This window comes from Citrobacter sedlakii (assembly GCF_018128425.1).
In the GTDB taxonomy this organism is placed as follows: domain Bacteria; phylum Pseudomonadota; class Gammaproteobacteria; order Enterobacterales; family Enterobacteriaceae; genus Citrobacter_A; species Citrobacter_A sedlakii.
Genome location: NZ_CP071070.1, coordinates 4,490,798 through 4,514,934, shown reverse-complemented (window position 1 = coordinate 4,514,934; position 24,137 = coordinate 4,490,798). Strand labels below are relative to the sequence as shown.

At 55.7% G+C, this 24,137-nt stretch carries 19 protein-coding genes and 1 riboswitch; of the genes, 11 read left to right on the top strand and 8 right to left on the bottom strand.

The window, feature by feature from the left end:
* Entirely contained in the window at positions 1-663 is a 663-nt protein-coding gene (gene fsa / locus JY391_RS21340) for a fructose-6-phosphate aldolase (RefSeq protein WP_042292623.1), read from the bottom strand.
* A gap of 11 nt (positions 664-674) precedes the next feature.
* Positions 675-3,176: a phosphoenolpyruvate--protein phosphotransferase gene (gene ptsP, locus JY391_RS21335; RefSeq protein WP_211934990.1), complete on the bottom strand. Its 2,502-nt coding sequence runs from the start codon at positions 3,174-3,176 to the stop codon at positions 675-677.
* Positions 3,177-3,484: 308 nt separating this feature from the next.
* Between ptsP and JY391_RS21330 the strand changes: the two genes are divergently transcribed.
* Genes JY391_RS21330 through JY391_RS21310 form a run of 5 tightly spaced genes read left to right on the top strand, consistent with a single transcriptional unit; the run spans position 3,485 to position 8,446 of the window.
* Entirely contained in the window at positions 3,485-4,564 is a 1,080-nt protein-coding gene (locus tag JY391_RS21330) for a PTS fructose transporter subunit EIIC (RefSeq protein WP_211934989.1), read from the top strand.
* Positions 4,565-4,578: 14 nt separating this feature from the next.
* Positions 4,579-4,899, top strand: a complete 321-nt coding sequence (locus tag JY391_RS21325; protein ID WP_012907781.1) for a PTS fructose-like transporter subunit IIB — start codon at positions 4,579-4,581, stop codon at positions 4,897-4,899.
* Positions 4,900-4,946: 47 nt separating this feature from the next.
* Entirely contained in the window at positions 4,947-7,244 is a 2,298-nt protein-coding gene (locus tag JY391_RS21320) for a formate C-acetyltransferase (protein WP_211934988.1), read from the top strand.
* A complete protein-coding gene (locus JY391_RS21315; RefSeq protein ID WP_211934987.1) occupies positions 7,210-8,088 on the top strand; it encodes a [formate-C-acetyltransferase]-activating enzyme in 879 nt (292 codons plus the stop codon). The genes JY391_RS21320 and JY391_RS21315 overlap by 35 nt, the downstream gene beginning before the upstream one ends.
* A 1-nt stretch (position 8,089) precedes the next feature.
* Entirely contained in the window at positions 8,090-8,446 is a 357-nt protein-coding gene (locus JY391_RS21310; protein ID WP_042292636.1) for a PTS fructose-like transporter subunit IIB, read from the top strand.
* On the opposite strand, the gene JY391_RS21305 is transcribed toward JY391_RS21310, so the two are convergent.
* From JY391_RS21305 to argE, 4 genes are all read right to left on the bottom strand, one after another.
* Entirely contained in the window at positions 8,433-9,284 is an 852-nt protein-coding gene (locus JY391_RS21305; protein WP_181822213.1) for a helix-turn-helix transcriptional regulator, read from the bottom strand. The two genes, JY391_RS21310 and JY391_RS21305, sit on opposite strands and share 14 nt — an antisense overlap.
* Positions 9,285-9,429: 145 nt before the next feature.
* Positions 9,430-11,163, bottom strand: coding sequence for a phosphoethanolamine transferase CptA (locus JY391_RS21300; protein WP_211934986.1), 1,734 nt, complete (start codon positions 11,161-11,163; stop codon positions 9,430-9,432).
* Positions 11,164-11,373: 210 nt separating this feature from the next.
* Positions 11,374-14,025: a phosphoenolpyruvate carboxylase gene (gene ppc / locus JY391_RS21295; RefSeq protein WP_042292644.1), complete on the bottom strand. Its 2,652-nt coding sequence runs from the start codon at positions 14,023-14,025 to the stop codon at positions 11,374-11,376.
* 335 nt (positions 14,026-14,360) lie between these two features.
* Positions 14,361-15,512: an acetylornithine deacetylase gene (gene argE, locus JY391_RS21290; RefSeq protein WP_211934985.1), complete on the bottom strand. Its 1,152-nt coding sequence runs from the start codon at positions 15,510-15,512 to the stop codon at positions 14,361-14,363.
* An 88-nt stretch (positions 15,513-15,600) separates the two neighbouring features.
* Between argE and argC the strand changes: the two genes are divergently transcribed.
* The 4 genes from argC (at position 15,601) to oxyR (ending at position 20,035) form a co-directional block, all read left to right on the top strand.
* On the top strand, positions 15,601-16,605 hold the full coding sequence (argC, locus tag JY391_RS21285; protein WP_060571018.1) for an N-acetyl-gamma-glutamyl-phosphate reductase: 1,005 nt from the start codon (positions 15,601-15,603) through the stop codon (positions 16,603-16,605).
* A 7-nt stretch (positions 16,606-16,612) separates the two neighbouring features.
* A complete protein-coding gene (argB, locus tag JY391_RS21280) occupies positions 16,613-17,389 on the top strand; it encodes an acetylglutamate kinase (RefSeq protein ID WP_211934984.1) in 777 nt (258 codons plus the stop codon).
* Positions 17,390-17,466: 77 nt separating this feature from the next.
* Complete coding sequence (gene argH, locus JY391_RS21275) at positions 17,467-18,840, top strand: argininosuccinate lyase (RefSeq protein ID WP_060571019.1); 1,374 nt, start codon at positions 17,467-17,469, stop codon at positions 18,838-18,840.
* A gap of 277 nt (positions 18,841-19,117) precedes the next feature.
* Positions 19,118-20,035: a DNA-binding transcriptional regulator OxyR gene (gene oxyR / locus JY391_RS21270; RefSeq protein WP_042292657.1), complete on the top strand. Its 918-nt coding sequence runs from the start codon at positions 19,118-19,120 to the stop codon at positions 20,033-20,035.
* Here oxyR and sthA read toward each other — a convergent pair.
* Complete coding sequence (gene sthA, locus JY391_RS21265) at positions 20,018-21,418, bottom strand: Si-specific NAD(P)(+) transhydrogenase (RefSeq protein WP_042292659.1); 1,401 nt, start codon at positions 21,416-21,418, stop codon at positions 20,018-20,020. The genes oxyR and sthA overlap by 18 nt on opposite strands.
* Positions 21,419-21,616: 198 nt before the next feature.
* Between sthA and fabR the strand changes: the two genes are divergently transcribed.
* Both fabR and JY391_RS21255 read left to right on the top strand, forming a co-directional pair.
* The gene (gene fabR, locus JY391_RS21260) at positions 21,617-22,267 is read left to right on the top strand and encodes an HTH-type transcriptional repressor FabR (protein ID WP_060571020.1); all 651 of its coding nucleotides are present in this window, start codon (positions 21,617-21,619) and stop codon (positions 22,265-22,267) included.
* Complete coding sequence (locus tag JY391_RS21255) at positions 22,267-22,629, top strand: YijD family membrane protein (RefSeq protein WP_060571021.1); 363 nt, start codon at positions 22,267-22,269, stop codon at positions 22,627-22,629. The genes fabR and JY391_RS21255 overlap by 1 nt, the downstream gene beginning before the upstream one ends.
* 43 nt (positions 22,630-22,672) lie before the next feature.
* On the opposite strand, the gene trmA is transcribed toward JY391_RS21255, so the two are convergent.
* Positions 22,673-23,773: a tRNA (uridine(54)-C5)-methyltransferase TrmA gene (trmA, locus tag JY391_RS21250; RefSeq protein ID WP_211934983.1), complete on the bottom strand. Its 1,101-nt coding sequence runs from the start codon at positions 23,771-23,773 to the stop codon at positions 22,673-22,675.
* A gap of 114 nt (positions 23,774-23,887) precedes the next feature.
* Positions 23,888-24,081, top strand: a riboswitch (cobalamin riboswitch).
* Positions 24,082-24,137: the final 56 nt, after the last annotated feature.

Genomic DNA, 24,137 nt, shown 5'->3' with positions numbered 1-24,137 from the left:
TTACAGGTTGATGTTTCCGAAAGCGTTTTTCCAGTCTTGCTCAAACTTCTCAATAGCCGACTGTACCGCAGGGGTATCAAGCATTTGTTGCGCTACATCTAAAGGAAGGGTGATCGCTTCGCAACCTGCCAGCAAACAGTCCAGCGCCTGGCGGGGAGTTTTGAAACTGGCCGCCAGCACTTTGCTGTCCGGGGCGTGCAGTTCCAGCAGCGTTTGCAGTTCCTGCACCGTACGGATGCCGTCTCCGCCCTGCGCGTCGACGCGGTTGACGTAGGGCGCGACGTATTTTGCGCCTGCCAGCGCGGCCAGCAGCCCCTGCGATGCGCTGTAGACGGCGGTGCCGAGGGTGGTAATCCCTTCGGTTTTCAGTTGCTTGATTGCGGCCAGTCCTTCGGACGTCACCGGGATTTTCACCACAATGCCCGGTATGGCGTTGTTCAGTCGCTTCGCTTCGCTCACCATGCCCTGCGCGTCGCGGCTCATGGTCTGGGCAAACAGAATGCCGGTTTCGCCAATGGCGTTTTGTAAGCGAGGCAGCACATCCCAAACAGACTCTTTACTTGCCGCCACAATGCTCGGGTTAGTGGTCACGCCCGCAATCGGGAAGATGCGTGCCAGACGTTCGACTTCCCGCACATTGGCGGTATCTAAATACAGCTCCATTTTCCTTCCTCTCAGAGTTCAAGTTCATGTTGCAGCAGACTGGCGATGGCGTCGGCGGACGCGGCGTTCACCAGCGCGTTACGAAATTCTTCATGCATAATCCGGCGGGCCAGGCGCGAGAAAATGCGCATATGCTGATCGCCAGCGGCGTGTTTGTTGAGTGTGAGCATGATGATGAACTGCGCATCGTCGTCTCCCCAACGCACCGGCGCGTTGAGGCGCGCCACGCTGATGGTCGATTGCTCAATGTGTTCAGACTTGCTGTGTGGAATGGCGAAGCTAAAGCCCAAACCGGTGGAGAATACTGCTTCGCGTGCCCAGAGATCGGCTTCCAGTTTGCGTGGATAGCGGCAACGGCCCGCCAGCAGTAAGTTGTCGGTCATTCCTTTGATCACCTCCTCTTTACTGCGCCAGTCGCTGTCAAGCCGGATGCACTCGGCGGTGACCAGCGGGGCGTCCTGCTGGCTCATGCGGAACTGCGCCAGCAAATGTTCCACTTCCAGCGACGTACGGCAGGCCATCGCCTGATTCAGCAACTGGCGACAGGCACGGCTGTCCAGTTGCGCCATCCGCGCTTTAGCGGCGGGGATTGACGGTGCGCTCATGCTGATTTCATCCAGACCTAACCCCACGAGCAGCGGCAGTACGGAGCCTTTGGCGCCCAGTTCGCCACACAGGCCAATCCATTTTCCCTGGCGATGCACCGCCTGCACCGCGTAGTCCAGCGCGCGTAAAAAGGCCGGATTCAGGCTGTTGTAGTGGCGGGTGACTTTGGCGTTATCGCGATCGACGGCCAGCAGATATTGCGTCAGGTCGTTGCTGCCGATGCTGAAGAAATCAATTTCTTCGCAGCACTGGTCGATAATGAACATTACCGACGGCACTTCCAGCATAATGCCAAGAGGGATTTTCTCATCGAACGGAATGTGTTCATTGCGTAACTGCTGTTTGGCTTCCGCCAGTTTCTCTTTGACCCACAGGATCTCCTCCATGGAGGAGATCATCGGAATCATGATCTTCAGACTGCCGTGGGCGGATGCGCGCAGAATCGATCGCAGTTGGGTGGTAAACAGCGCGGCGTATTCTTCGTAGATGCGTACAGCGCGATAGCCGAGGAACGGGTTGGCTTCGGCAGGAATGTTCAGGTAGTCCACCGGCTTATCGCCGCCGATGTCCATTGTGCGCACGATAATGCTGCGTCCCCGCGCGGACTCCAGCGCCTGGCAAAAAATATTGTATAACTCGTTTTCGTCCGGCGCGCTGGCGCGATCCATATACAGCATTTCCGTGCGGAACAGACCGACCGCTTCCGCACCGTTACTGAATGCCGCCTGGGCTTCAACGGCGTGGGCGATGTTAGCGGCGACTTCCATCCGGATGCCGTCAGCGGTGCGCGCTTCCTGCGTCAGCCAGATGCGCTGCTGTTCACGCAGCGTCTCCTGTACCCGGGCTTCTTGTTGATAATAGCGCTCGATGGCTTCGCTCGGCGACACCACTACCGCGCCTGCGTTTCCGTCGATATACACTTTCTGATGCCGCCACGGTGTTAAGGCCTCTGTCTCTACGCCCACCAGCGTCGGGATATTGAACGAGCGGGCGAGAATGACCGTGTGCGACGTGGTGCCGCCGCTTTTTAACAATAACCCTTTCAGGTACGTTTTATCCAGCTCCAGAAACTGGCTTGGCGTCAGTTCGTCCGCCATACACACGGCTGGCTGGGTCAGTTGGCCCGGCGGCGGAAAACGTGTTTCGCCGTAAATATGCTGTAACAGCTGGAAGCAGACGTCACGGACATCCAGCGCGCGTTCCTGCAGATAACTGCTGCTGGAACGGGCGAATTCGTCGCAGAAATGGTTCGCACTTTCGATAATCGCCTGCGCGCAGCTTAAGCCGCGCGAAACGCCAGCCAGCAGATGCTGACGCAGGGATGCGTCGCTTGCCAGTGAACGGTGGGCTTCCAGAATCGCGCTGGTAGGACCGTCACTGTCCAGCAAACGGAACGCAATGTTTTTCGTTAACAACGTCAGACCGCGATCCAGCGCTGACTGTTCCTGCTCCACGTCTTTCGCTGCTGGAAGTTCGCCGAGCGCGTTAAGATCCAGCGAAGAGAGAGGGGTCAGCACGCCACCCGCGCTACCGTTGCAGACGGGGCGGGCGCGGAATAACTGCGGGTTAAGGTGAGTCAGCGAGGCCGGAAGCGCGTCTAATTCACGGTTATTAACCTCTGCGAGCGGCGCATCGCAATGCGGAAATTCAACGCGTAGCCACTGATTCAGTCGCTGGTGGGCATTGGCTTCATCTGCGCCGGTAATCAGCAACTGGCAACGGTCGCCTGCCAGCGTGTCGGTGCCGATCAGCGACAGCGCGCTTTTGGCGTTACCTTTTCGGCCAGTGCGCAGATTGTGCCATTCAATCTGAGACGTAAAGGTATTGCACAGCGTTTCCACGTGGCTTGCCGGGCGCGCATGGACGCCATTGGGCAGTTCACAGGTAAATTCCACAATCAGGGCCATTGCCTCTCTCCCATAACGGATTTCTGCTTACAGGATAAAAGGGCTGGGTTGAGTTCTGCCATGTGACAAATCTGCCAAAAACTGGATAAATGTAATGTAAGGTGAAAAGTGCGAGTCGCCTCACAACTCGACGCGTTAGCTGTCATCTGTCGGAGAGTAGAAGTTATGAGGCGGATCGCATTTTTGTACTGATATTACAAAAATCCAGTAAATGGCCTTTTTATCCACTGTCTGCGTCGCTGCGGATTGCCTATTGTTTGCCACAACAACGTTATGGATATGGGCTTTCACTGGCCCGGGAGCGACGTATGAAAGAGTTGGTGCAGATCCTGAAAAATACCCGTCAGCATCTGATGACGGGGGTGTCGCATATGATCCCCTTTGTTGTCGCGGGCGGCATCTTGCTGGCGGTCTCCGTCATGCTGTATGGCAAAGGTGCGGTGCCGGATGCCGCAACTGACCCGAATCTGAAGAAACTGTTCGACATCGGCGTCGCCGGGCTGACGCTGATGGTGCCTTTCCTCGCCGCGTATATAGGTTATTCCATAGCTGAACGTTCCGCGCTGGCGCCCTGCGCGATTGGCGCCTGGGTGGGCAACAGCTTTGGCGCCGGGTTTTTTGGTGCGCTGATTGCCGGGATTATCGGCGGTATCGTGGTGCATTATCTGAAAAAAATCCCGGTGCATAAGGTGCTGCGTTCGGTCATGCCGATCTTCGTTATCCCTATCGTCGGCACCTTTATCACCGCGGGTATCATGATGTGGGGGCTGGGTGAGCCGGTGGGCGCGCTGACAAGCAGCCTGACGCAATGGTTACAAGGGATGCAGCAAGGCAGCATCGTCATGTTAGCGGTCATTATGGGGCTGATGCTGGCCTTTGATATGGGCGGTCCGGTGAACAAAGTGGCCTATGCCTTCATGCTCATCTGCGTGGCGCAGGGGGTCTATACCGTCGTGGCGATTGCCGCCGTCGCAATCTGCGTACCGCCGCTGGGCTTAGGGCTGGCGACGCTGCTGGGGCGTAAAAACTTCTCTTCTGAAGAACGCGAAGCCGGAAAAGCGGCGCTGGTGATGGGCTGTGTGGGCGTCACCGAAGGGGCGATACCGTTTGCCGCCGCTGACCCGCTGCGCGTGATCCCCTCCATCATGCTCGGTTCTGCCTGCGGCGCGGTTACCGCCGCGCTGTTCGGCGCGCAGTGCTACGCCGGTTGGGGCGGGTTAATCGTGTTGCCGGTGGTAGAAGGAAAACTGGGGTATATCGCTGCGGTTGTGGTTGGCGCGCTCGTTACTGCGCTCTGCGTGAACGTACTGAAAAGCCTGGCGCGGAAGAATGTCTCTCAGGCCGATGAAAAAGAAGACGATCTCGATTTAGATTTTGAAATGAATTAAGTGAGGAATAAACCATGACGAAAATTATTGCCGTGACCGCATGCCCTTCTGGCGTTGCGCATACCTATATGGCAGCCGAAGCGCTGGAAAGCGCGGCGAAAGCCAAGGGTTGGGAAGTGAAAGTGGAGACCCAGGGTTCGATTGGCCTGGAAAATGAACTGACGCCAGACGACGTGGCGAGCGCGGATATGGTGATCCTGACCAAAGATATCGGCATTAAGTTTGAAGAGCGTTTTGCCGGGAAGACCATCGTGCGCGTCAACATCAGCGATGCGGTTAAACGTGCCGACGCCATCATGAATAAGATTGACGCGCATCTGGCGCAAACCGCGTAACCGTTTTGGATTCAAGAGCCTGATGGTCAGGCTTCAGGGAGTTCCTTATGACAGACCGTATCCAACGCCTGAAAAGCGCGCTGTTCCAGAACAACCGGGAAATCTCGCTGGAACGTGCGCTGCTTTACACCGCCAGCCACCAGCAAACCGAAGGCGAGCCGGTTATTCTGCGCCGTGCTAAAGCGACAGCGTATATTCTTGAACATGTTGCCATTTCGATTCGTGATGAAGAATTGATTGCCGGAAACCGTACCGTTAAACCGCGCGCAGGCATTATGTCTCCGGAAATGGATCCGTACTGGTTGCTCAAGGAACTCGATCAGTTTCCGACGCGACCGCAGGACCGTTTTGATATCAGCGATGAGGACAAACGCCTTTATCGCGAAACGCTGTACCCGTACTGGGAGAAGCGTTCGATGAAGGACTTCATCAACGGTCAGATGACTGATGAGGTCAAAGCCGCCGTCAGCACGCAGATTTTTAGCGTCAACCAGACGGATAAAGGGCAGGGACACATTATCATTGATTATCCGCGCTTGCTGAATAACGGGCTGGGTGAACTGGTGGCGCAAATGCGCGCGCACTGTCAGCGGGCACCGGATAATCACTTTTATCAGGCCGCGCTATTGCTGCTGGAGGCGTCGCAGCGTCATATTCTGCGCTATGCCGCGCTGGCGGAGGAGATGGCAGAAGGTTGCGCAGACGAGACACGTCGTCAGGAATTACTCACCATCGCGGCAAATTCGCGGCATAACGCCGCGCATAAGCCACAGACCTTCTGGCAGGCGTGTCAGTTGTTCTGGTACATGAACATCATTTTGCAATATGAGTCTAACGCCAGTTCGCTGTCGCTTGGGCGTTTCGACCAGTATATGCTGCCGTTTTATCAGGCATCGCTGACGCAGGGAGACGATCCTGCGTTTCTGAAAGAGTTGCTCGAGTCCCTGTGGGTAAAGTGCAACGACATCGTGTTATTGCGCTCGACCAGCAGCGCCCGCTATTTCGCCGGTTTCCCAACGGGTTACACTGCGTTGCTTGGCGGATTAACCGAAAACGGACGCAGCGCGGTAAACATCCTCTCTTTCCTGTGTCTTGATGCCTACCAGAGCGTTCAATTGCCGCAGCCAAACCTCGGCGTGCGCACCAATGCGTTAATCGATACGCCATTCCTGATGAAAACGGCGGAGACCATTCGTCTCGGCACCGGTATTCCACAAATTTTCAATGATGAAGTGGTGGTACCGGCTTTTCTGAATCGCGGCGTATCGCTGGAAGATGCGCGAGATTATGCCGTGGTAGGCTGCGTGGAGCTGTCGATACCGGGACGAACCTATGGTCTGCATGACATCGCCATGTTTAACCTGCTGAAAGTTATGGAAATCAGCCTGTTTGAAAATGAAGGCAATAGCGAACTCAGCTATGAAAGCCTGCTGGCGCATATTCGCGCTAAAATCAGCCACTACATCACTCTGATGGTGGAAGGCAGCAATATTTGCGATATCGGCCATCGCGACTGGGCGCCGGTGCCGCTGCTTTCATCGTATATTAGCGACTGCCTGGAGAAGGGCCGCGATATTACCGACGGCGGTGCGCGCTATAACTTCTCGGGCGTTCAGGGAATTGGCATCGCCAACCTGAGCGACTCTTTGCATGCCCTGAACGGGCTGGTGTTTGAGCAGCAGCGCCTGAGTTTCGATGAACTGCTCGCAGTGCTGAAAGCCAATTTTGCGACGCCGGAAGGGGAAAAAATCCGCGCCCGGCTGATCAACCGCTTCGAAAAATACGGTAACGACATTGATGATGTCGATAACATTAGCGCTGAACTGTTGCGTCATTACTGCAAAGAAGTCGAAAAATATCAGAACCCGCGCGGCGGCCAGTTTACGCCTGGCTCTTATACCGTTTCCGCGCATGTGCCGCTGGGCGCGGTAGTTGGAGCGACGCCAGACGGTCGCTTCGCCGGAGAACAGTTGGCGGACGGGGGGCTGTCGCCCATGCTTGGGCAGGATATGCAAGGGCCGACGGCGGTGCTGAAATCAGTCAGTAAACTCGACAACACGCTGCTCTCTAACGGCACGCTGTTGAACGTGAAGTTTACGCCAGCGACCCTCGAAGGCGAAGCGGGCCTGCGCAAGCTGGCCGATTTCCTGCGTGCATTTACCCAATTGAAGCTGCAGCATATCCAGTTTAACGTCGTGAATGCCGAAACGCTGCGCGAAGCGCAACAACGTCCTCAGGATTTTGCTGGTCTGGTGGTTCGCGTGGCGGGCTACAGCGCCTTCTTTGTTGAGCTGTCGAAGGAGATCCAGGATGACATCATTCGGCGCACCGCGCATCAGTTGTGAGGTGCTGGATCCACGTAGCGAAGACGTTGCGCGCATCTTCAATATTCAGCGTTACTCGCTGAATGACGGACAGGGAATACGCACGGTAGTATTTTTTAAAGGCTGCCCACATACCTGTCCGTGGTGCGCCAATCCTGAATCTATTTCGCCGCGTATCGAAACCGTGCGGCGGGAAAGCAAATGCCTGCATTGCGCGCCGTGTCTGCGGGATGCTGACGAGTGTCCTTCCGGGGCGTTTGAGCGAATTGGGCGTGATATCACGCTGGATGAGCTGGAGGGTGAAGTCATGAAAGACGACATTTTCTTTCGCACGTCCGGTGGCGGCGTGACCCTCTCCGGCGGCGAGGTCTTGATGCAGGCTCCCTTCGCAACCCGCTTCCTGCACCGCCTGCGGCGCTGGGGCGTGCGCTGCGCGATTGAAACCGCGGGTGATGCGCCTGCCAGTCGTCTTCTGCCGCTGGCGAAAGCCTGCGATGAGGTGCTCTTTGATTTAAAAATCATGTCGCCGGAACAGGCGCGCGATATCGTAAACATGAACCAGCCGCGGGTGCTGGCGAATCTGCGACTGCTGGTGGCGGAAGGTGTTCATGTCATTCCGCGTCTGCCGCTGATCCCGGGTTATACCCTCACGCCCGGGAATATGCAGCACGCGCTGAGCCTGCTGTTATCGCTTGGTATAAAACACGTTCACCTGTTACCGTTTCATTTATATGGTGAACCGAAATATCGCCTGCTCGGGCAGGCGTGGGCGATGAAAGATATTCCGGCCCCGACGGCAGAAACCGTGGCGATTTACCGCGCCATGGCCGAGAGAGCTGGTTTTGAGGTGACCACAGGAGGTTAATATGTCCAGCTCAACGGGACGCTATCTGGTTGCGGTGACCGCGTGCGTCAGCGGCGTGGCGCATACTTACATGGCGGCAGAACGTCTGGAGAAGCTCTGTCAGCAGGAAAAGTGGAGCATTAAAATTGAAACGCAGGGCGCGCTGGGGATAGAAAACCGATTAACGGAAGAGGATATCAGCCGGGCCGACGCCGTTCTGTTGATTACCGACATCGAGCTGGCTGGCGCGGAGCGTTTTATTCATAGCCGCTACGTGCAGTCGGGGATCAGCGCTTTTTTGCGCGAACCGCAGCGGGTAATCAGCGTGGTACGTAAACTGCTTTCCGCCCCGCAGCAAACCCATTTTATTCTGAACTAGCCTGCTTTTCCGTCAATTGACTGTGGTACTGGCGACGGTACTCAGACGGCGAGCGTTCCGTATTTTTACGAAACAGGCGGCAAAAGTAATTGCTGTCCACAAATCCACAGGTGTGAGCCACCTCTTTTACTTTCAGATCGTAGCCCTTCAGTAACGTTTTCGCGTGTTCCAGCCGTGTGTGATTAAGGTATTCGTTAAAGCCGACAGCGCCTGTTTTTTGAAACAGGTGCGAGAGATAGTTAGGCGAAATATAAAACGCCTGGGCCACTGACTCACGGGTGAGCGGCGAGGCGTAATGCTCGTCGATATAATCGCGAATGGCTTCAAACAGCGCCTGGCTCCGGGATGAGGTCTGAATCTGGCTGCCGAGCAGGTCGCGGCAGTGGCTAAGCAGGCTGGCGACAATTAACCGCGCGGTTTGCTGCTCCTGCGGCTGCATCTGCATTTCATTAAGCGTTTGTAGCAGGAAAGAGCCGATGCGTGGGCCGCGTCGCGCAACGTGCTGCTTCGTCAGGTTCTGAAAGGTTGTTCCGTCCCATTGCACAACGCTGAAGCCTAGCTGCTGTTTGCCAAACAGAATACTGAGCGTCGTTGTCGGCGCCTGCCAGCGTGGGAGGTTCCAGCCGCCCGCCGGAACGTAGAGCGCGTCGCAGTCTGTCAGCGTATCGCCAACGCTGGCGTCGGTCAGTTCGCCTTCCAGTACGATCTCCAGCCGAGGAAAATCCACCTGATAGGCCAGTTCCGGTGAAGGCGCGCTGGTACCAGCAAAGTAAATCTGGCGCAGCGGAGCGGGGCCATTAATCAGGCGGGAAAGAAGATGGCTGACGTCTTGAAACATGTTGATCCCTTGCAGAGCGCAGACAGGGAAACAGTATCGTTGAAAACCGATGGTCTCAAGTGATTATTGCCGGATGCGCGTCGTTTGCCCGGCCTACATTTGTAGACCGGGTAAGGGGGCTGCCGCCATTCGGCACTGCCGTGGGTTACTGATTGCCGGGGAGATCGCCATACGGCAGGGTGTCGTAATCAATCAACGCTTTTTTCTTGTACGGATTGCCAATCCAGCGCGTGATCTCTTTAAACTGCGGGTTGACGACAGAGCGAGTAGGATCGAAACCGTCGTAGCTTAAGCCCGCTAAGTCCGACCAGGTGTGGATCAGTTCAGAACTGCTGTACTTCCTGTCTACGTCCTGCGAGAAGTCGCGCGGATGCGCCGCCTGCCACTTTTCCGACGTCCACAGCAGGAACGGTACGGTATACATATGGCGCGTCGGATTGTCTTCGTTACGTCCCTGCGTTTTGTGCGGCGGCGTGTCGTACACTTCTTCACCGTGATCGGAAAAATAGAGCAGGAAGCCGTTCGGGTCGGTCGCTTTATAATCGCGGATCAGACTCGCCACCACCTTGTCGTTGTACAGGTTGGCGTTGTCGTAATCGTTGTACGACTCCAGCTCCTCTTCGCTCAGACCTGGCGGGACGTGGTCGGTATTTCCATCAAATTTCCCCTCGTTTTCGGGATAGCGGAATTTGTACTTAATGTGTGTTCCCAGCAAATGGACGATGATGAATTTTTTCGGCGCCGGGTCGGCCATGACTTCTTTAAACGGCGCAAGCACATTGGTGTCATATTCACGCGCGCTCTGCGTGCGCTGCTGGTTCATATAGAACTGCTTATCAGTCTGTTTAGAGAACACCGTCAGCATGGTATTACGCGCGGTCATCGTCTGCTGATTAGTGATCCAGAAGGTCTTATATCCCGCCTGTTTCATCATGTTCATCAGCGACGGTTTGGTCAGATACAGGTCCGGATGCTTCTCATTAGCGAAGGTCAGCGCCTGCTGAAGAATCTCAATCGTGTAGGGGCGCGAGGTCACCACGTTATTGAAGACGGTCAGATTCGGGTCAGTCTTACGAAGCGCGTCCAGTTGCGGCGTGGTTTCTCGCGGATAGCCGTACAGGCTCATGCGACCACGTTGAGTGGATTCGCCAATGACCAGTACCAGCGTGCGCGGCGCGTCGCCGCTGCTGTCTTTGAAATTCGCCAGCGGCGGCAGAGCGTGGTTTTCACTGAGCAGGTTATTCAGCGAAGAAAGCTGGCGCTGGTACTGATAATAGCCCGAGATAAACTGCCACGGCGCGGCGGGCTCCATGCGTGACGCCAAGCTGTCCAGCGTCTTCTCAAACGGCTTGTGCTTGATAAACGTATTCACCGCCATCGGATGCAGGATCAGCCCGTAAAGCAGGGCAACTGACACCAGATAGCGCCACGGCGAAGGAATAACAACCGGGCGCAGACGCGTCCACAGGAAGATCGCGACCGCCGTATAGGCCAGTGCGATAAGCACAAGTTTCAGACTGAAATACTGTGCCAGATACTCGCTGGCTTCATTGGCGTTGCTTTCAAACATGACGAACAGGACGCTTTGCGAGAACTCCTGGCCGTAAATGACGTAATAACTGAGCGCGGCCAGTGACGTTGCCCACAGGATAATGCCGATGACCGCCGCAATGACGCGGATGCGGTTCGGAAACAGGATCACCGGAATCAGCCACAGGGAACTGAACAGCAGAGAGTCCCGCAGCCCGTTAGTGCCGCTGTAGCCGCTGATAAAAATGGTTGCCTGAAGTAAAGTTGAAAAAAACCAAAAATAGAGAAGCGCCCAGCCCAGCGCTTTTCCGCTAAACGCAGAGGGAGACGGGAGTTTTGTGGAATGCATGTGAATAGCCTGTCTTTAAACGTGATGCAAAACGTAACGACAAAACCTTAAGAAATTCTGAAGCGCTCCCCGCCCGAAGGGGGAAGGGAGCGCCTGAAAATTCTTACGGTGGAAAAAACAGACATGAATATATTTAAAACGAAGTATTTATGACAGTTATATTTCAGATCACCCTCGCGCCATCGCACGAGGGTGACGAGAGAAGGAACGTTAGCCGGTGTTACGCATACCAGCCGCCACCCCAGCGATGGTCACCATCAGCGCCTGCTCAACGCGCGGATCCGGCTCTTTACCCTGTTCTTCCGTCAGACGCGAGCGGTGCAGTAACTCTGCCTGCAGGACGTTTAGCGGGTCGGTGTAGATATTACGCAACTGGATAGATTCGGCAATCCACGGCAGATCGGCCATCAGATGTGAATCGTTCGCGATATCCAGCACCACCTTGATGTCTTCTTGCAGCAGGTCACGCAGCTCTTTACCCAGCGGCCACAGTTCTTTCGACACCAGACGCTGATCGTAATATTCCGCCAGCCACAAATCCGCTTTTGCGAACACCATTTCCAGCATGCCGAGACGGGTGGAGAAGAACGGCCAGTCGCGGCACATGGCTTCCAGTTCGCTTTGCTTACCATCTTCAACCACTTTTTGCAGCGCGGTACCGGCGCCCAGCCAGGCGGGCAGCATCAGACGGTTTTGTGTCCAGGCGAAGATCCACGGAATGGCGCGCAGTGATTCCACGCCGCCGGTCGGACGGCGTTTCGCCGGACGTGAACCGAGCGGCAGTTTGCCCAGTTCCTGTTCCGGCGTTGCAGAGCGGAAGTAAGGCACGAAGTCTTTGTTTTCACGCACATAGCCCCGGTACAGATCGCAGGAGATCACCGACAGCTCGTCCATGATATGACGCCAGCCGTCTTTCGGTTCCGGCGGCGGCAGCAGATTCGCTTCCAGGATGGCGCTGGTATACAGCGACAGGCTGCTGACGGTCACTTCCGGCAAACCGTATTTAAAGCGGATCATTTCGCCCTGTTCGGTCACGCGCAGACCGCCTTTCAGGCTGCCTGGCGGCTGCGACAGCAATGCGGCGTGAGCTGGCGCGCCGCCGCGACCAATCGAGCCGCCGCGACCGTGGAACAGCGTCAGTTCGATACCCGCTTTCTCGCAGGTTTTGATGAGCGCATCCTGTGCCTGATACTGTGCCCAGGACGCCGCCATGACTCCGGCGTCTTTCGCCGAGTCGGAATAGCCGATCATCACCATCTGCTTGCCCTGGATCAAACCGCGATACCAGTCGATGTTCAGCAGTTGGGTCATGACATCGTCGGCGTTGTTCAGGTCGTCGAGGGTTTCAAACAGCGGGGCAACCGGCATGGCGAAACCAATGCCCGCTTCTTTCAGCAGCAGGTGTACCGCCAGCACGTCAGACGGCGTTTTCGCCATGGAAATCACGTAGGCGGCAATAGACCCTTTCGGCGCTTCAGCGATGACTTTACAGGTGTCGAGCACTTCACGGGTGTCGTTGCTTGGCTCCCAGTGATGCGGCAGCAATGGACGCTTGGAATTCAGTTCGCGGATCAGGAACGCCTGTTTGTCCGCTTCTGACCAGCTTTCATAGTCGCCGATGCCGAGATAGCGGGTTAGTTCACCCAGCGCTTCGGTGTGGCGAGTGCTTTCCTGACGGATATCAATACGCACCAGCGGTACGCCGAAACATTTCACGCGGCGCAGGGTATCGAGCAGTTCGCCGTTGGCGATAATCCCCATACCGCAAGCCTGTAAGGACTGATAGCAGGCGTAAAGCGGTTCCCAAAGCTGTTCGTTTTGCGTCAGCAATCCCGCCGGTTTCGGTAGCTTTTCGCCTTTCAGACGTGCCTCCAGCCAGGCCTGTGTCGCCATCAGGCGGGCGCGCAGATTTTTCATCAGATAGCGATAAGGCTCCGAGGCGCCTTCTTCACCCACCATCGCTAACAGTTCCGGCGTGGCGTCAACCATCGACAATTCTGAGACCAGAACCTGAATATCTTTCAGGAACAGGTCGGTGGCCTTCCAGCGGCTCAGTAGCAGGACATGGCGGGTAATGTCGGCGGTAACATTCGGGTTACCGTCACGGTCGCCGCCCATCCACGAAGTGAATCGCACGGGCACGAAATCAACCGGCAACTGGTAGCCCAGATTCTCTTCAAGCTGTTCGTTTAGCTCGCGCAGGTAGTTAGGTACACCCTGCCAGAGACTGTTCTCCACCACCGCGAAGCCCCATTTTGCTTCGTCTACCGGGCTGGGGCGCAGCTTACGAATTTCATCGGTATGCCAGGACTGGGCGATCAGCTGGCGTAGACGGCGCATCAGCTGGTGACGTTCGTAATCGACGATGTCCTTGTTGTCGAGCTGTTTTAAGCAGGCGTTAACTTCCACCATTTTGTGGATCAGCGTGCGGCGGGTAATTTCCGTCGGGTGGGCGGTTAGCACCAGTTCAAGCGACAGGGATTCCACCGCTTTTTTGATGGTCGCTTCGTTAAGATCCGGCTGATTTTTGAGTTTACGCAGGGTGCGGGCAATCACTTCCGGGTTGCTGGCGGCTTCGCCTTTCGGCGAAATGCTGTGGTATTGCTCGGCGGTATTGGCCAGATTGAGGAACTGGCTGAACGCGCGGGCAACGGGCAGCAGCTCATCGTTCGACAAATTCTGTAACGTGGTGAGCAACTCCTGGCGGTTTGCCTCATTGCCAGCGCGTGAAGATTTAGACAGCTTACGGATTGTTTCTACGCGATCAAGAATGTTCTCTCCCAGCGCATCCTTGATGGTTTCTCCCAGCACTTTGCCGAGCATACTGACATTACTACGCAACGCGGAATATTGTTCGTTCATATTAACCCAGACACCCCATCTCTGTTGTAATTGTCCTGCGCTTTTCGCGTCGTAGCGGCGCTCGACACCCGAGGTTACCGGCTTATGTCAGTCCCCTGGATGTGCTTGTTTGCCGCCTTGCTACACCACGAAATATGTTGGACATTGTTCTTCGTCGTCTTTTATAAAGCCACGTAAAACCCCTGTCGTCAATTGCTGCGAAATCGGTTCAGCAAACCGAGAAATCGCGGCCAATTTACGAAAGTTAATTCCTCGTGGATCAAATAAGCATTACTTATGAAAATGTAAAATAAACGCCGCGATTAACTCAAAAGTGTTAACGCGGCGATGAACATTTAATGCCAGCAAAAGTGATGCACGACCTGAGTGATTAATTCCCGGGTCGGTTTAATAAAACGCGTCTCCAGATATTCATCCGGCTGATGGGCCTGATTAATAGAACCCGGACCGAGGACCAGCGTCGGGCACAGCGTTTGAATAAATGGCGCTTCGGTGCAGTAGTTCACTACGTCGGTTTTTTCGCCGAGCAGTTTTTCCACCACTTCAACCAACTGGTGATCCGGGGGACATTCGTAGCCCGGAATAGGCGGATGCAGTTCCGCCACCGTCAGGCGACCCGGCCAACGTTCACTCACCGGAGCCAGCGCTTCGTTCAGTAGGCCGTCAAGATCGCTCAGCGTCATGCCCGGCAAGGGACGGATATCCATGTGCAGCTCACAGCAGGCGCAGATGCGGTTCGAGGCGTCGCCGCCGTGCAGGCTGCCGAGGTTCAGTGTCGGATACGGTACGGTGAACGCCTCATAGTGGTAGCGTTCTTTTAGCGAGTCGCGCAGTTGTATGATGCGGCCTATCGCGTCATGCATCAGCTCAATGGCGTTCACGCCGCGCGCCGGATCGCTGGAGTGACCGGACTGACCGAGCACCCGCACCGCCGTGGAGATATGGCCCTTATGGGCACGAATCGGTTGCAGTGACGTTGGCTCGCCGATGATGGCGCAGTCCGGGCGAATCGATGTATTTTCAGAAAAATAGCGCGCGCCCGCCATGCTGGTTTCTTCATCGGCAGTCGCCAGAATGTACAGCGGTTTTTTCAGCGTCGTCACGTCGACGTCACGCAGGGCGTCGAGAATAAACGCGAAGAAGCCCTTCATGTCCGCGGTTCCCAGACCGTAGAGCTTGTTGTCGTGCTCGGTGAGCGTGAAGGGGTCGCGCGTCCAGCGCCCGTCGTCAAACGGCACGGTGTCGGTGTGGCCCGTTAGCAGCAGACCGCCCGCGCCCTGTCCGGAGCTGGCGAGCAGATTGAATTTGTTTCGGGTTCCCGGAACCGGTTGAACCTCCACCTTAAAGCCAAGATCGCTGAACCACCCCGCCAGCAGATTGATTAAAGTCGCGTTGCTCTGGTCCAGCGCTTCTTCGGTGGCGCTGATGGACGGCGTGGCAATCAGGGCGCGGTAAATCTCGATAAATGGCGGTAAGTTCATTTTCATTGTTGACACACCTTAGGTCGTGATAGTATCAATATTCATGCAATAAATGTGAATAAAAATACATTAACGTTGAGCATAAAGGAACCCGATGTTGAATACGCTGATTGTAGGCGCTAGCGGTTATGCGGGCGCAGAGCTTGTAAGCTACGTAAATCGCCACCCTCATATGACCATAACCGCTTTGACCGTCTCAGCGCAAAGCAATGATGCAGGAAAGTTAATTTCCGATTTGCATCCGTGGCTTAAAGGCATTGTCGATCTGCCTTTGCAGCCGATGTCCGACATCAGCGCGTTTACTGACGGCGTGGACGTGGTGTTTTTAGCCACCGCCCACGAAGTCAGCCATGACCTGGCGCCGCAGTTTCTTGCCGCCGGTTGCGTGGTCTTCGACCTTTCCGGCGCGTTTCGGGTGAATGACGCCGGGTTCTATGAAAAATATTATGGCTTTACCCATCAATACCCTGAGCTGCTGGCAACCGCGGTTTATGGTCTGGCGGAATGGAACGCGGAAGCGTTAAAAGAAGCGAACCTGATTGCCGTGCCGGGCTGCTACCCGACGGCGGCGCAACTGTCTCTGAAGCCGTTGATCGATGGCGAACTGCTGGATCTGACGCAATGGCCGGTGATCAATGCCACCAGCGGCGTGAGCGGCGCAGGGCGTAAAGCGGCCCTATCTAACAGTTTCTGCGAAGTAAGCTTACAGCCGTACGGGGTGTTTACCCATCGTCACCAGCCGGAAATCGCCACCCATTTGGGCGCAGACGTGATCTTCACGCCGCATCTGGGCAACTTCCCACGCGGGATCCTTGAAACTATCACCTGCCGCCTGAAGCCGGGCGTGACGCAGGCGCACGTTGCCCAGACCTTGCAGCAGGCGTATCGCGATAAGCCCCTGGTGCGCCTGTATGACAAAGGCGTCCCGGCGCTGAAGAATGTGGTTGGTTTACCATTCTGTGATATCGGTTTTGCCGTACAGGACGAGCATTTGATCCTGGTGGCCACCGAAGATAACTTGTTGAAAGGTGCGGCTGCGCAGGCAGTACAGTGTGCCAATATTCGTTTCGGCTTCGCTGAAGCGCAGTCTCTTATTTAAGGGTGCAATGATGAATCCATTAATTATCAAGCTGGGCGGTGTATTACTGGATAGCGAAGAGGCGCTGGAGCGTCTGTTTACCGCGCTGGTTAACTATCGTGAATCACATCCACGCCCGCTGGTGATTGTTCACGGCGGCGGCTGTGTGGTCGACGAACTGATGAAAGGACTGAACCTGCCGGTCAAAAAGAAAAACGGCCTGCGCGTGACGCCTGCCGACCAGATTGACATCATTACCGGCGCGCTGGCGGGCACGGCGAACAAAACCCTGCTGGCGTGGGCGAAGAAGCATCATATCGCTGCCGTCGGGCTTTATCTGGGTGATGGCGACAGCGTCAACGTCACTCAACTGGATGAAGAATTAGGTCATGTTGGACTGGCGCAGCCGGGATCGCCGGCGTTGATCAACACCCTGTTGGCGGGCGGTTTTCTGCCGGTAGTGAGTTCGATTGGCGTGACGGAAGACGGACAACTGATGAACGTTAACGCCGACCAGGCAGCGACCGCGCTGGCGGCAACGCTGGGAGCGGATCTGATCCTGCTCTCCGATGTGAGCGGTATTCTGGATGGTAAAGGCCAGCGTATTGCCGAAATGACCGCCGCGAAAGCGGAACAACTGATAGATCAGGGCATTATCACCGACGGCATGATCGTTAAAGTGAACGCCGCGCTGGATGCGGCCCGTACGCTCGGCCGCCCGGTGGATATCGCCTCCTGGCGTCATGCGGAGCAACTCCCGGCGCTGTTTAACGGTACGCCGATTGGAACGCGTATTCTGGCGTAATCGATTTACGGTTTTGTAGGCCCGGTAAGCGCAGCGTCGCCGGGCAATGACATTCAAAGATATTAAGGAAGCATGGTATGGCACTTTGGGGTGGGCGTTTTACTCAGGCAGCAGATCAGCGGTTTAAACAGTTCAACGACTCGTTGCGCTTCGACTACCGCCTGGCGGAGCAGGATATTGTGGGTTCTGTCGCCTGGTCCAAAGCGCTGGTCACCGTCGGCGTGTTAACCGCTGACGAGCAGCGTCAGCTTGAAGACGCGCTGACCATTTTGCTGGAAGACGTTCGCGCGAACCCGCAGCAGATCCTGGAAAGCGACGCGGAAGATATCCACAGTTGGGTAGAAGGTAAACTGATCGATAAAGTGGGGCAGTTAGGTAAAAAGCTGCACACCGGACGCAGCCGTAACGATCAGGTCGCCACGGATTTGAAATTGTGGTGTAAAGACACCGTGAGCGAACTGCTCACCGCCAACCGCCAGCTGCAGCGCGCGTTGGTGGAGACGGCAGACCATAATCAGGATGCCGTTATGCCGGGTTACACCCACCTGCAGCGCGCGCAGCCGGTGACGTTTGCTCACTGGTGCCTGGCGTATGTCGAGATGCTGGCGCGGGACGAAAGCCGTCTGCAGGATGCCCTGAAACGTCTGGACGTCAGCCCGCTGGGCTGCGGCGCGCTGGCCGGGACAGCCTATGAGATCGATCGTGAACAGCTGGCAGGCTGGCTGGGCTTTGCCTCGGCGACGCGTAATAGCCTGGACAGCGTGTCCGACCGTGACCACGTGCTGGAGCTGCTGTCCAACGCCTCCATCGGTATGGTGCATCTTTCACGGTTCGCGGAGGACCTGATTTTCTTTAACACCGGCGAGGCGGGCTTCGTTGAGTTGTCCGATCGCGTGACGTCCGGCTCTTCCCTGATGCCGCAGAAGAAAAACCCGGACGCGCTGGAGCTGATCCGCGGTAAATGCGGCCGCGTGCAGGGGGCGCTGACGGGCATGATGATGACGCTGAAAGGCCTGCCGCTGGCGTATAACAAAGACATGCAGGAAGACAAAGAGGGCCTGTTTGACGCGCTCGACACCTGGCTGGACTGCCTGCATATGGCGGCGCTGGTGCTGGATGGCATTCAGGTGAAACGTCCGCGCTGCCAGGACGCGGCGCAGCAGGGGTATGCTAACGCCACTGAGCTGGCGGATTACCTGGTGGCGAAAGGCGTTCCGTTCCGTGAAGCGCACCATATCGTGGGTGAAACAGTGGTTGAGGCGATTCGTCAGGGGAAACCGCTGGAGGATCTGCCGTTGGCGGAGCTGCAGAAATTCAGCAGCGCGATTGGCGACGATGTCTATCCTGTCCTGTCGTTACAGTCATGCCTGGATAAACGTGCGGCGAAGGGCGGCGTTTCTCCGCAGCAGGTGGCGCAGGCCATTAGCTACGCGAAGGCGCGTCTGGCGTAGGGGATCATGTGCCGGATTTATCCGGCAACACGTTTAAGCCTGGCCTTGCGCCGGGCTTTTTTACGCAAAAAAATGCGGACCACGGGGTCCGCAAAAGTTCACGTTGGCTTTAGTTATTCGGGTTGAGAGAAACTCTCAGAACGGGCAGTGACTTCAAGGGTTAAACGATACCGCTCCGTTTCTGTGATGTATTATTAATCAGAAAGCTTGATAGGGATAATCGTTCGTTGCTATGCTACCTATCGCCATGAACTATCGTGGCGATGGAGGATGAATAATGAATATTCGCGATCTTGAATATCTGGTGGCATTAGCCGAACACCGCCACTTCCGGCGGGCGGCTGATTCCTGTCATGTCAGTCAGCCAACGCTGAGCGGGCAGATCCGCAAGCTGGAAGATGAGCTGGGCGTGATGCTGCTGGAGCGGACGAGTCGTAAGGTGCTGTTTACGCAGGCAGGTTTGCTACTGGTGGACCAGGCGCGCACCGTGCTGCGTGAGGTCAAAGTGCTCAAGGAGATGGCAAGCCAGCAGGGTGAAACCATGTCTGGCCCCCTGCACATTGGTTTGATCCCAACCGTGGGTCCTTACCTGTTGCCGCATATTATTCCGATGCTGCACCAGACGTTCCCGAAGCTGGAAATGTATCTGCATGAAGCGCAAACCCATCAACTGCTGGCGCAACTGGACAGCGGCAAGCTGGACTGCGTGATCCTGGCGCTGGTGAAAGAGAGTGAAGCGTTTATTGAAGTGCCGCTGTTCGACGAGCCGATGCTGCTGGCCATTTACGAAGATCACCCGTGGGCGAACCGTGATTGCGTACCGATGTCAGATCTGGCGGGTGAGAAACTGCTGATGCTGGAAGATGGCCACTGTCTGCGCGATCAGGCGATGGGCTTCTGCTTTGAAGCGGGCGCCGACGAAGATACCCATTTCCGCGCGACCAGCCTGGAAACGTTGCGTAATATGGTGGCGGCAGGCAGCGGGATTACCTTATTGCCTGCACTGGCGGTACCGCAAGAGCGCAAGCGCGACGGCGTTGTCTATTTGCCGTGTATTAAGCCGGAGCCGCGTCGTACGGTGGGACTGGTGTACCGCCCGGGCTCCCCGCTGCGCAGTCGCTATGAGCAACTGGCAGAGGCCATCCGCGGCGCGATGGATGGCCATTTTGACAACGCGTTAAAAAAGGCGGTTTAAGCCGTTTAACGCCGCTACCCGATAGGCTTCCGCCATTGTCGGGTAGTTAAAGGTGGTGTTAACGAAGTATTCAATCGTGTTACCGCCACCTTTTTGCTCCATAATCGCCTGGCCGATGTGAATAATCTCGGCTGCGCGCTCGCCAAAGCAGTGGATCCCCAGAATTTCTTTTGTTTCCCGATGAAACAGAATCTTCAGCGTGCCGACGTTCATGCCGACGATTTGCGCGCGCGCCAGATGTTTAAACTGGGCGCGACCCACCTCGTAAGGCACCTTCATCGACGTCAACTGCTGTTCGGTTTTCCCTACGGAGCTGATTTCGGGAATGGTGTAAATGCCGGTGGGGATATCTTCGATCAGATGCGCGGTCGCTTCTCCCTTCACCAGCGCCTGGGCGGCGATGCGTCCCTGATCGTAAGCCGCGGAGGCCAGACTTGGATAACCAATCACATCGCCTACCGCATAGACGTGCGGCAGCGCGGTCTGGTACATGCTGTTGACCTTAAGTTGTCCCCGGCTGTCCGTTTCGAGGCCAATATTCTGTAGCGCCAGAGAGTCAGTGTTGCCGGTACGGCCATTGGCGTACAACAGGCAGTCAGCTTTCAGCTTCTTGCCGGACTTGAGGTGCATAATCACCCCGTCATCGCAGCCTTCGATCTTCTCGTATTCTTCATTGTGACGAATCACAACGCCGCTGTTCCAGAAATGGTAAGAGAGGGAGTCTGACATCTCCTGATCGAGAAACGCCAGCAGGCGATCCCGGGTGTTGATCAGATCAACTTTGACGTCCATACCGCGGAAGATCGACGCATATTCGCAGCCAATCACCCCCGCGCCATAAATAATCACATGGCGAGGTTCATGGTGCAGATTGAGAATGGAGTCGCTGTCATAAATGCGCGGATGGGAGAAGTCGACGTCTGTTGGATGATACGGACGAGAACCACAGGCGATAATGAATTTCTCTGCGGTCAGGGTTTCAACCGTGCCGTCATGACACTCCAGCGCCAGGGTGTGTTCATCCACAAAATGCGCATTACCCTGCAATATTTCGCAGTGGTTACGCTCGTAAAAACCCTGCCGCATACGCGTTTGCTGATTAATCACGTTATCGGCATGGTTGAGAATGTCGGCGAAAGAGGAACGAAGCAGGCGGGAGTGATCGCTATATAAGGGGTTCTGATTGAATTCAATGATACGGCTGACGGCGTGGCGGAGGGCTTTCGACGGGATGGTGCCCCAGTGGGTGCAACCGCCGCCAACGTTATGATAACGTTCGATAACCGCGACGCGGGCTCCTTGCTTAACCAGTCCCATTGCAGCGCCTTCGCCGCCGGGGCCTGAACCTATTACTATGGCATCGTAATCGTAGGAATGTGGCATGGTGTGGCTTACCTGTTCTTATACATAAAAGCAACAGAATAGTAACATCATTGCGTTGATAACCCAATTATCGTTGTGCTCTTTTGCGAAGCCGGAGCACAAACCGCGCGTAAACAATCATTCACAAAGCTGAACAAACAGATTAACTTTGAACTCTGGTATAGTGCCAGACAAGGCATATGGAAGGATTCAGACATCGTGATGGGCGTTAGAGCGCAACAAAAAGAAAAAACCCGGCGTTCGCTGGTAGAGGCCGCATTCAGTCAATTGAGCGCGGAGCGTAGCTTCGCCAGCCTCAGCTTGCGCGAGGTTGCGCGTGAAGCAGGTATCGCGCCCACATCGTTTTATCGCCATTTCCGTGATGTGGATGAACTTGGGCTGACCATGGTCGATGAAAGCGGGCTGATGCTGCGACAGCTCATGCGGCAGGCGCGTCAGCGCATCGCCAAGGGAGGGAGTGTGATCCGCACCTCGGTCTCCACATTTATGGAGTTCATCGGTAACAACCCTAACGCCTTCCGTTTATTATTGCGTGAACGCTCCGGCACTTCCGCCGCATTTCGTGCCGCCGTTGCGCGAGAAATTCAGCATTTTATCGCGGAACTTGCGGACTATCTGGAACTCGAAAACCATATGCCTCGCGCGTTTACTGAAGCGCAAGCCGAAGCCATGGTGACGATCGTCTTCAGTGCGGGCGCCGAGGCGCTGGATGTGGGCGCTGAACAACGCCGACAATTAGAAGAGCGGCTGGTATTGCAACTGCGCATGATTGCGAAAGGAGCGTATTACTGGTATCGCCGTGAACAAGAGAAGATGACCCTCATTCCGGGTAACGTGAAGGAAGAGTAATGAAACAGTCAGTTCAGGATAAAGGTACGCTGCTGCTGGCGCTGATCGCCGGTTTGTCGATCAATGGCACGTTCGCGGCGCTGTTTAGCGCCATCGTGCCGTTTTCTGTTTTCCCGATTATTTCTCTGGTGCTGACGGTGTATTGCCTGCACCAGCGCTATCAAAATCGCACCATGCCTGTGGGGTTGCCGGGTCTGGCTGCGGCCTGTTTTATTCTTGGCGTGCTGCTGTACAGTACCGTCGTGCGCGCGGAGTATCCGGATATCGGCTCCAATTTCTTCCCGGCGGTGCTGTCGGTGATTCTGGTATTCTGGATTGGCGTGAAAATGCGTAACCGCAAGCAGGACATCGCGGAAGAGTAAGACAGGCCGGATGGGGGCATAATTGCTTTATCCGGCGTCTGTTTTACCTGGCGGTGAGTAACACGCCGCACTCCATATGGTGCGTATAGGGGAACTGGTCGAACAACGCCAGACGTTCAACTTTGTGCGTCTGGCTTAACGTTTCCAGATTTTTGCACAGCGTCTCCGGGTTACAGGAGATGTATAAAATACGCGGATACGCCTGCACCATTTTTTCGGTTTCGCTGTCCAGCCCGCTGCGCGGTGGATCGACAAAGATGGTTTCGCACTGATAGCTCTTCAGGTCGATACCCTTCAAACGAGTAAACTCGCGAACGCCGTTCATCGCCTGGGTAAATTCTTCTGCCGCCATGCGGATAATCTGCACATTCTCGATCTGGTTCGCCGCAATGTTGAATTGCGCCGCGGCGACGGACGGTTTGGCGATCTCGGTCGCCAGTACGCGCTCAAAGTTACGCGCCAGCGCTAAGGAAAAGTTACCGTTGCCGCAGTACAGTTCCAGCAAATCGCCTTTCGAACCTGTCGTGACATCCAGCGCCCATTCCAGCATCTGAATATTCATCGCTGCGTTTGGCTGGGTGAAACTGTTTTCAACCTGACGGTAGATCATCTCTTTGCCCGCCACCGGCAGACGCTCGTCAATGTAATCCTGATCCAGCGCGATTTTGGTTTTGGTCGCCCGGCCAATCAGATGCACGTTCAGATTTTGCGCGCGCAGGGCGTCACGCAGCGCTTCCGCTTCCTGTCGCCACGCATCGTCCAGCTTTTTATGGTACAGCAGCGACACCACTGCCTGATTGCTCATGGTGGTGAGATAGTCAATCTGGAACAGCTTATGGCGCAGGGTAGGATTCGTGCGCACGCCGTCGATCATCGCGTTCATCAACTGGTTGATCAGTTCGCTTGCCGCCGGAAAGCTGTCCACGCGAATCCGGCTTTTGGTCTGTTGATCGAAAATGATGTGATACAAATCATCGCCATCGTGCCAGATGCGGAATTCAGCACGCATACGATAGTGACTGACCGGGGAGCGGAACACTTCCGGAACCAGGCCAGAAAAAGGCGCCATCATACTCTGCAAGCGCACCACTTTTTCGGCGAGCTGCGCGTCATACTGTTCTGTCGGAAGGTGTTCGGGGGTCATGATGCATCCTGAAAAATAAAAGTACGCGGGGATTGTAGGGATTGCTCAACAGATGTCCAGACATTGATGACTTCTCATATTTAACAATCGGTCTGGACAGTATGTTGTTACAGACTGTAGCATCCGTGTGCCGGTCCTGTGAGTTAAAAGGGAATCCAGTGTGAATCTGGAGCTGACGCGCAGCGGTAAGGAAAGGTGAAATGAGAGCGTAAGCAGACACTGCCTGTGGGTGGGAAGTCTTCATTTCTGTTATCCGGATAAAGGATTACCTTCCAAGCCCGAAGACCTGCCGGCTGACGTCGCAACTGGTCTTCATCATCGCGTACTATCGGTGGGACCTGCGGCATCCTTCTTCTATTTATGG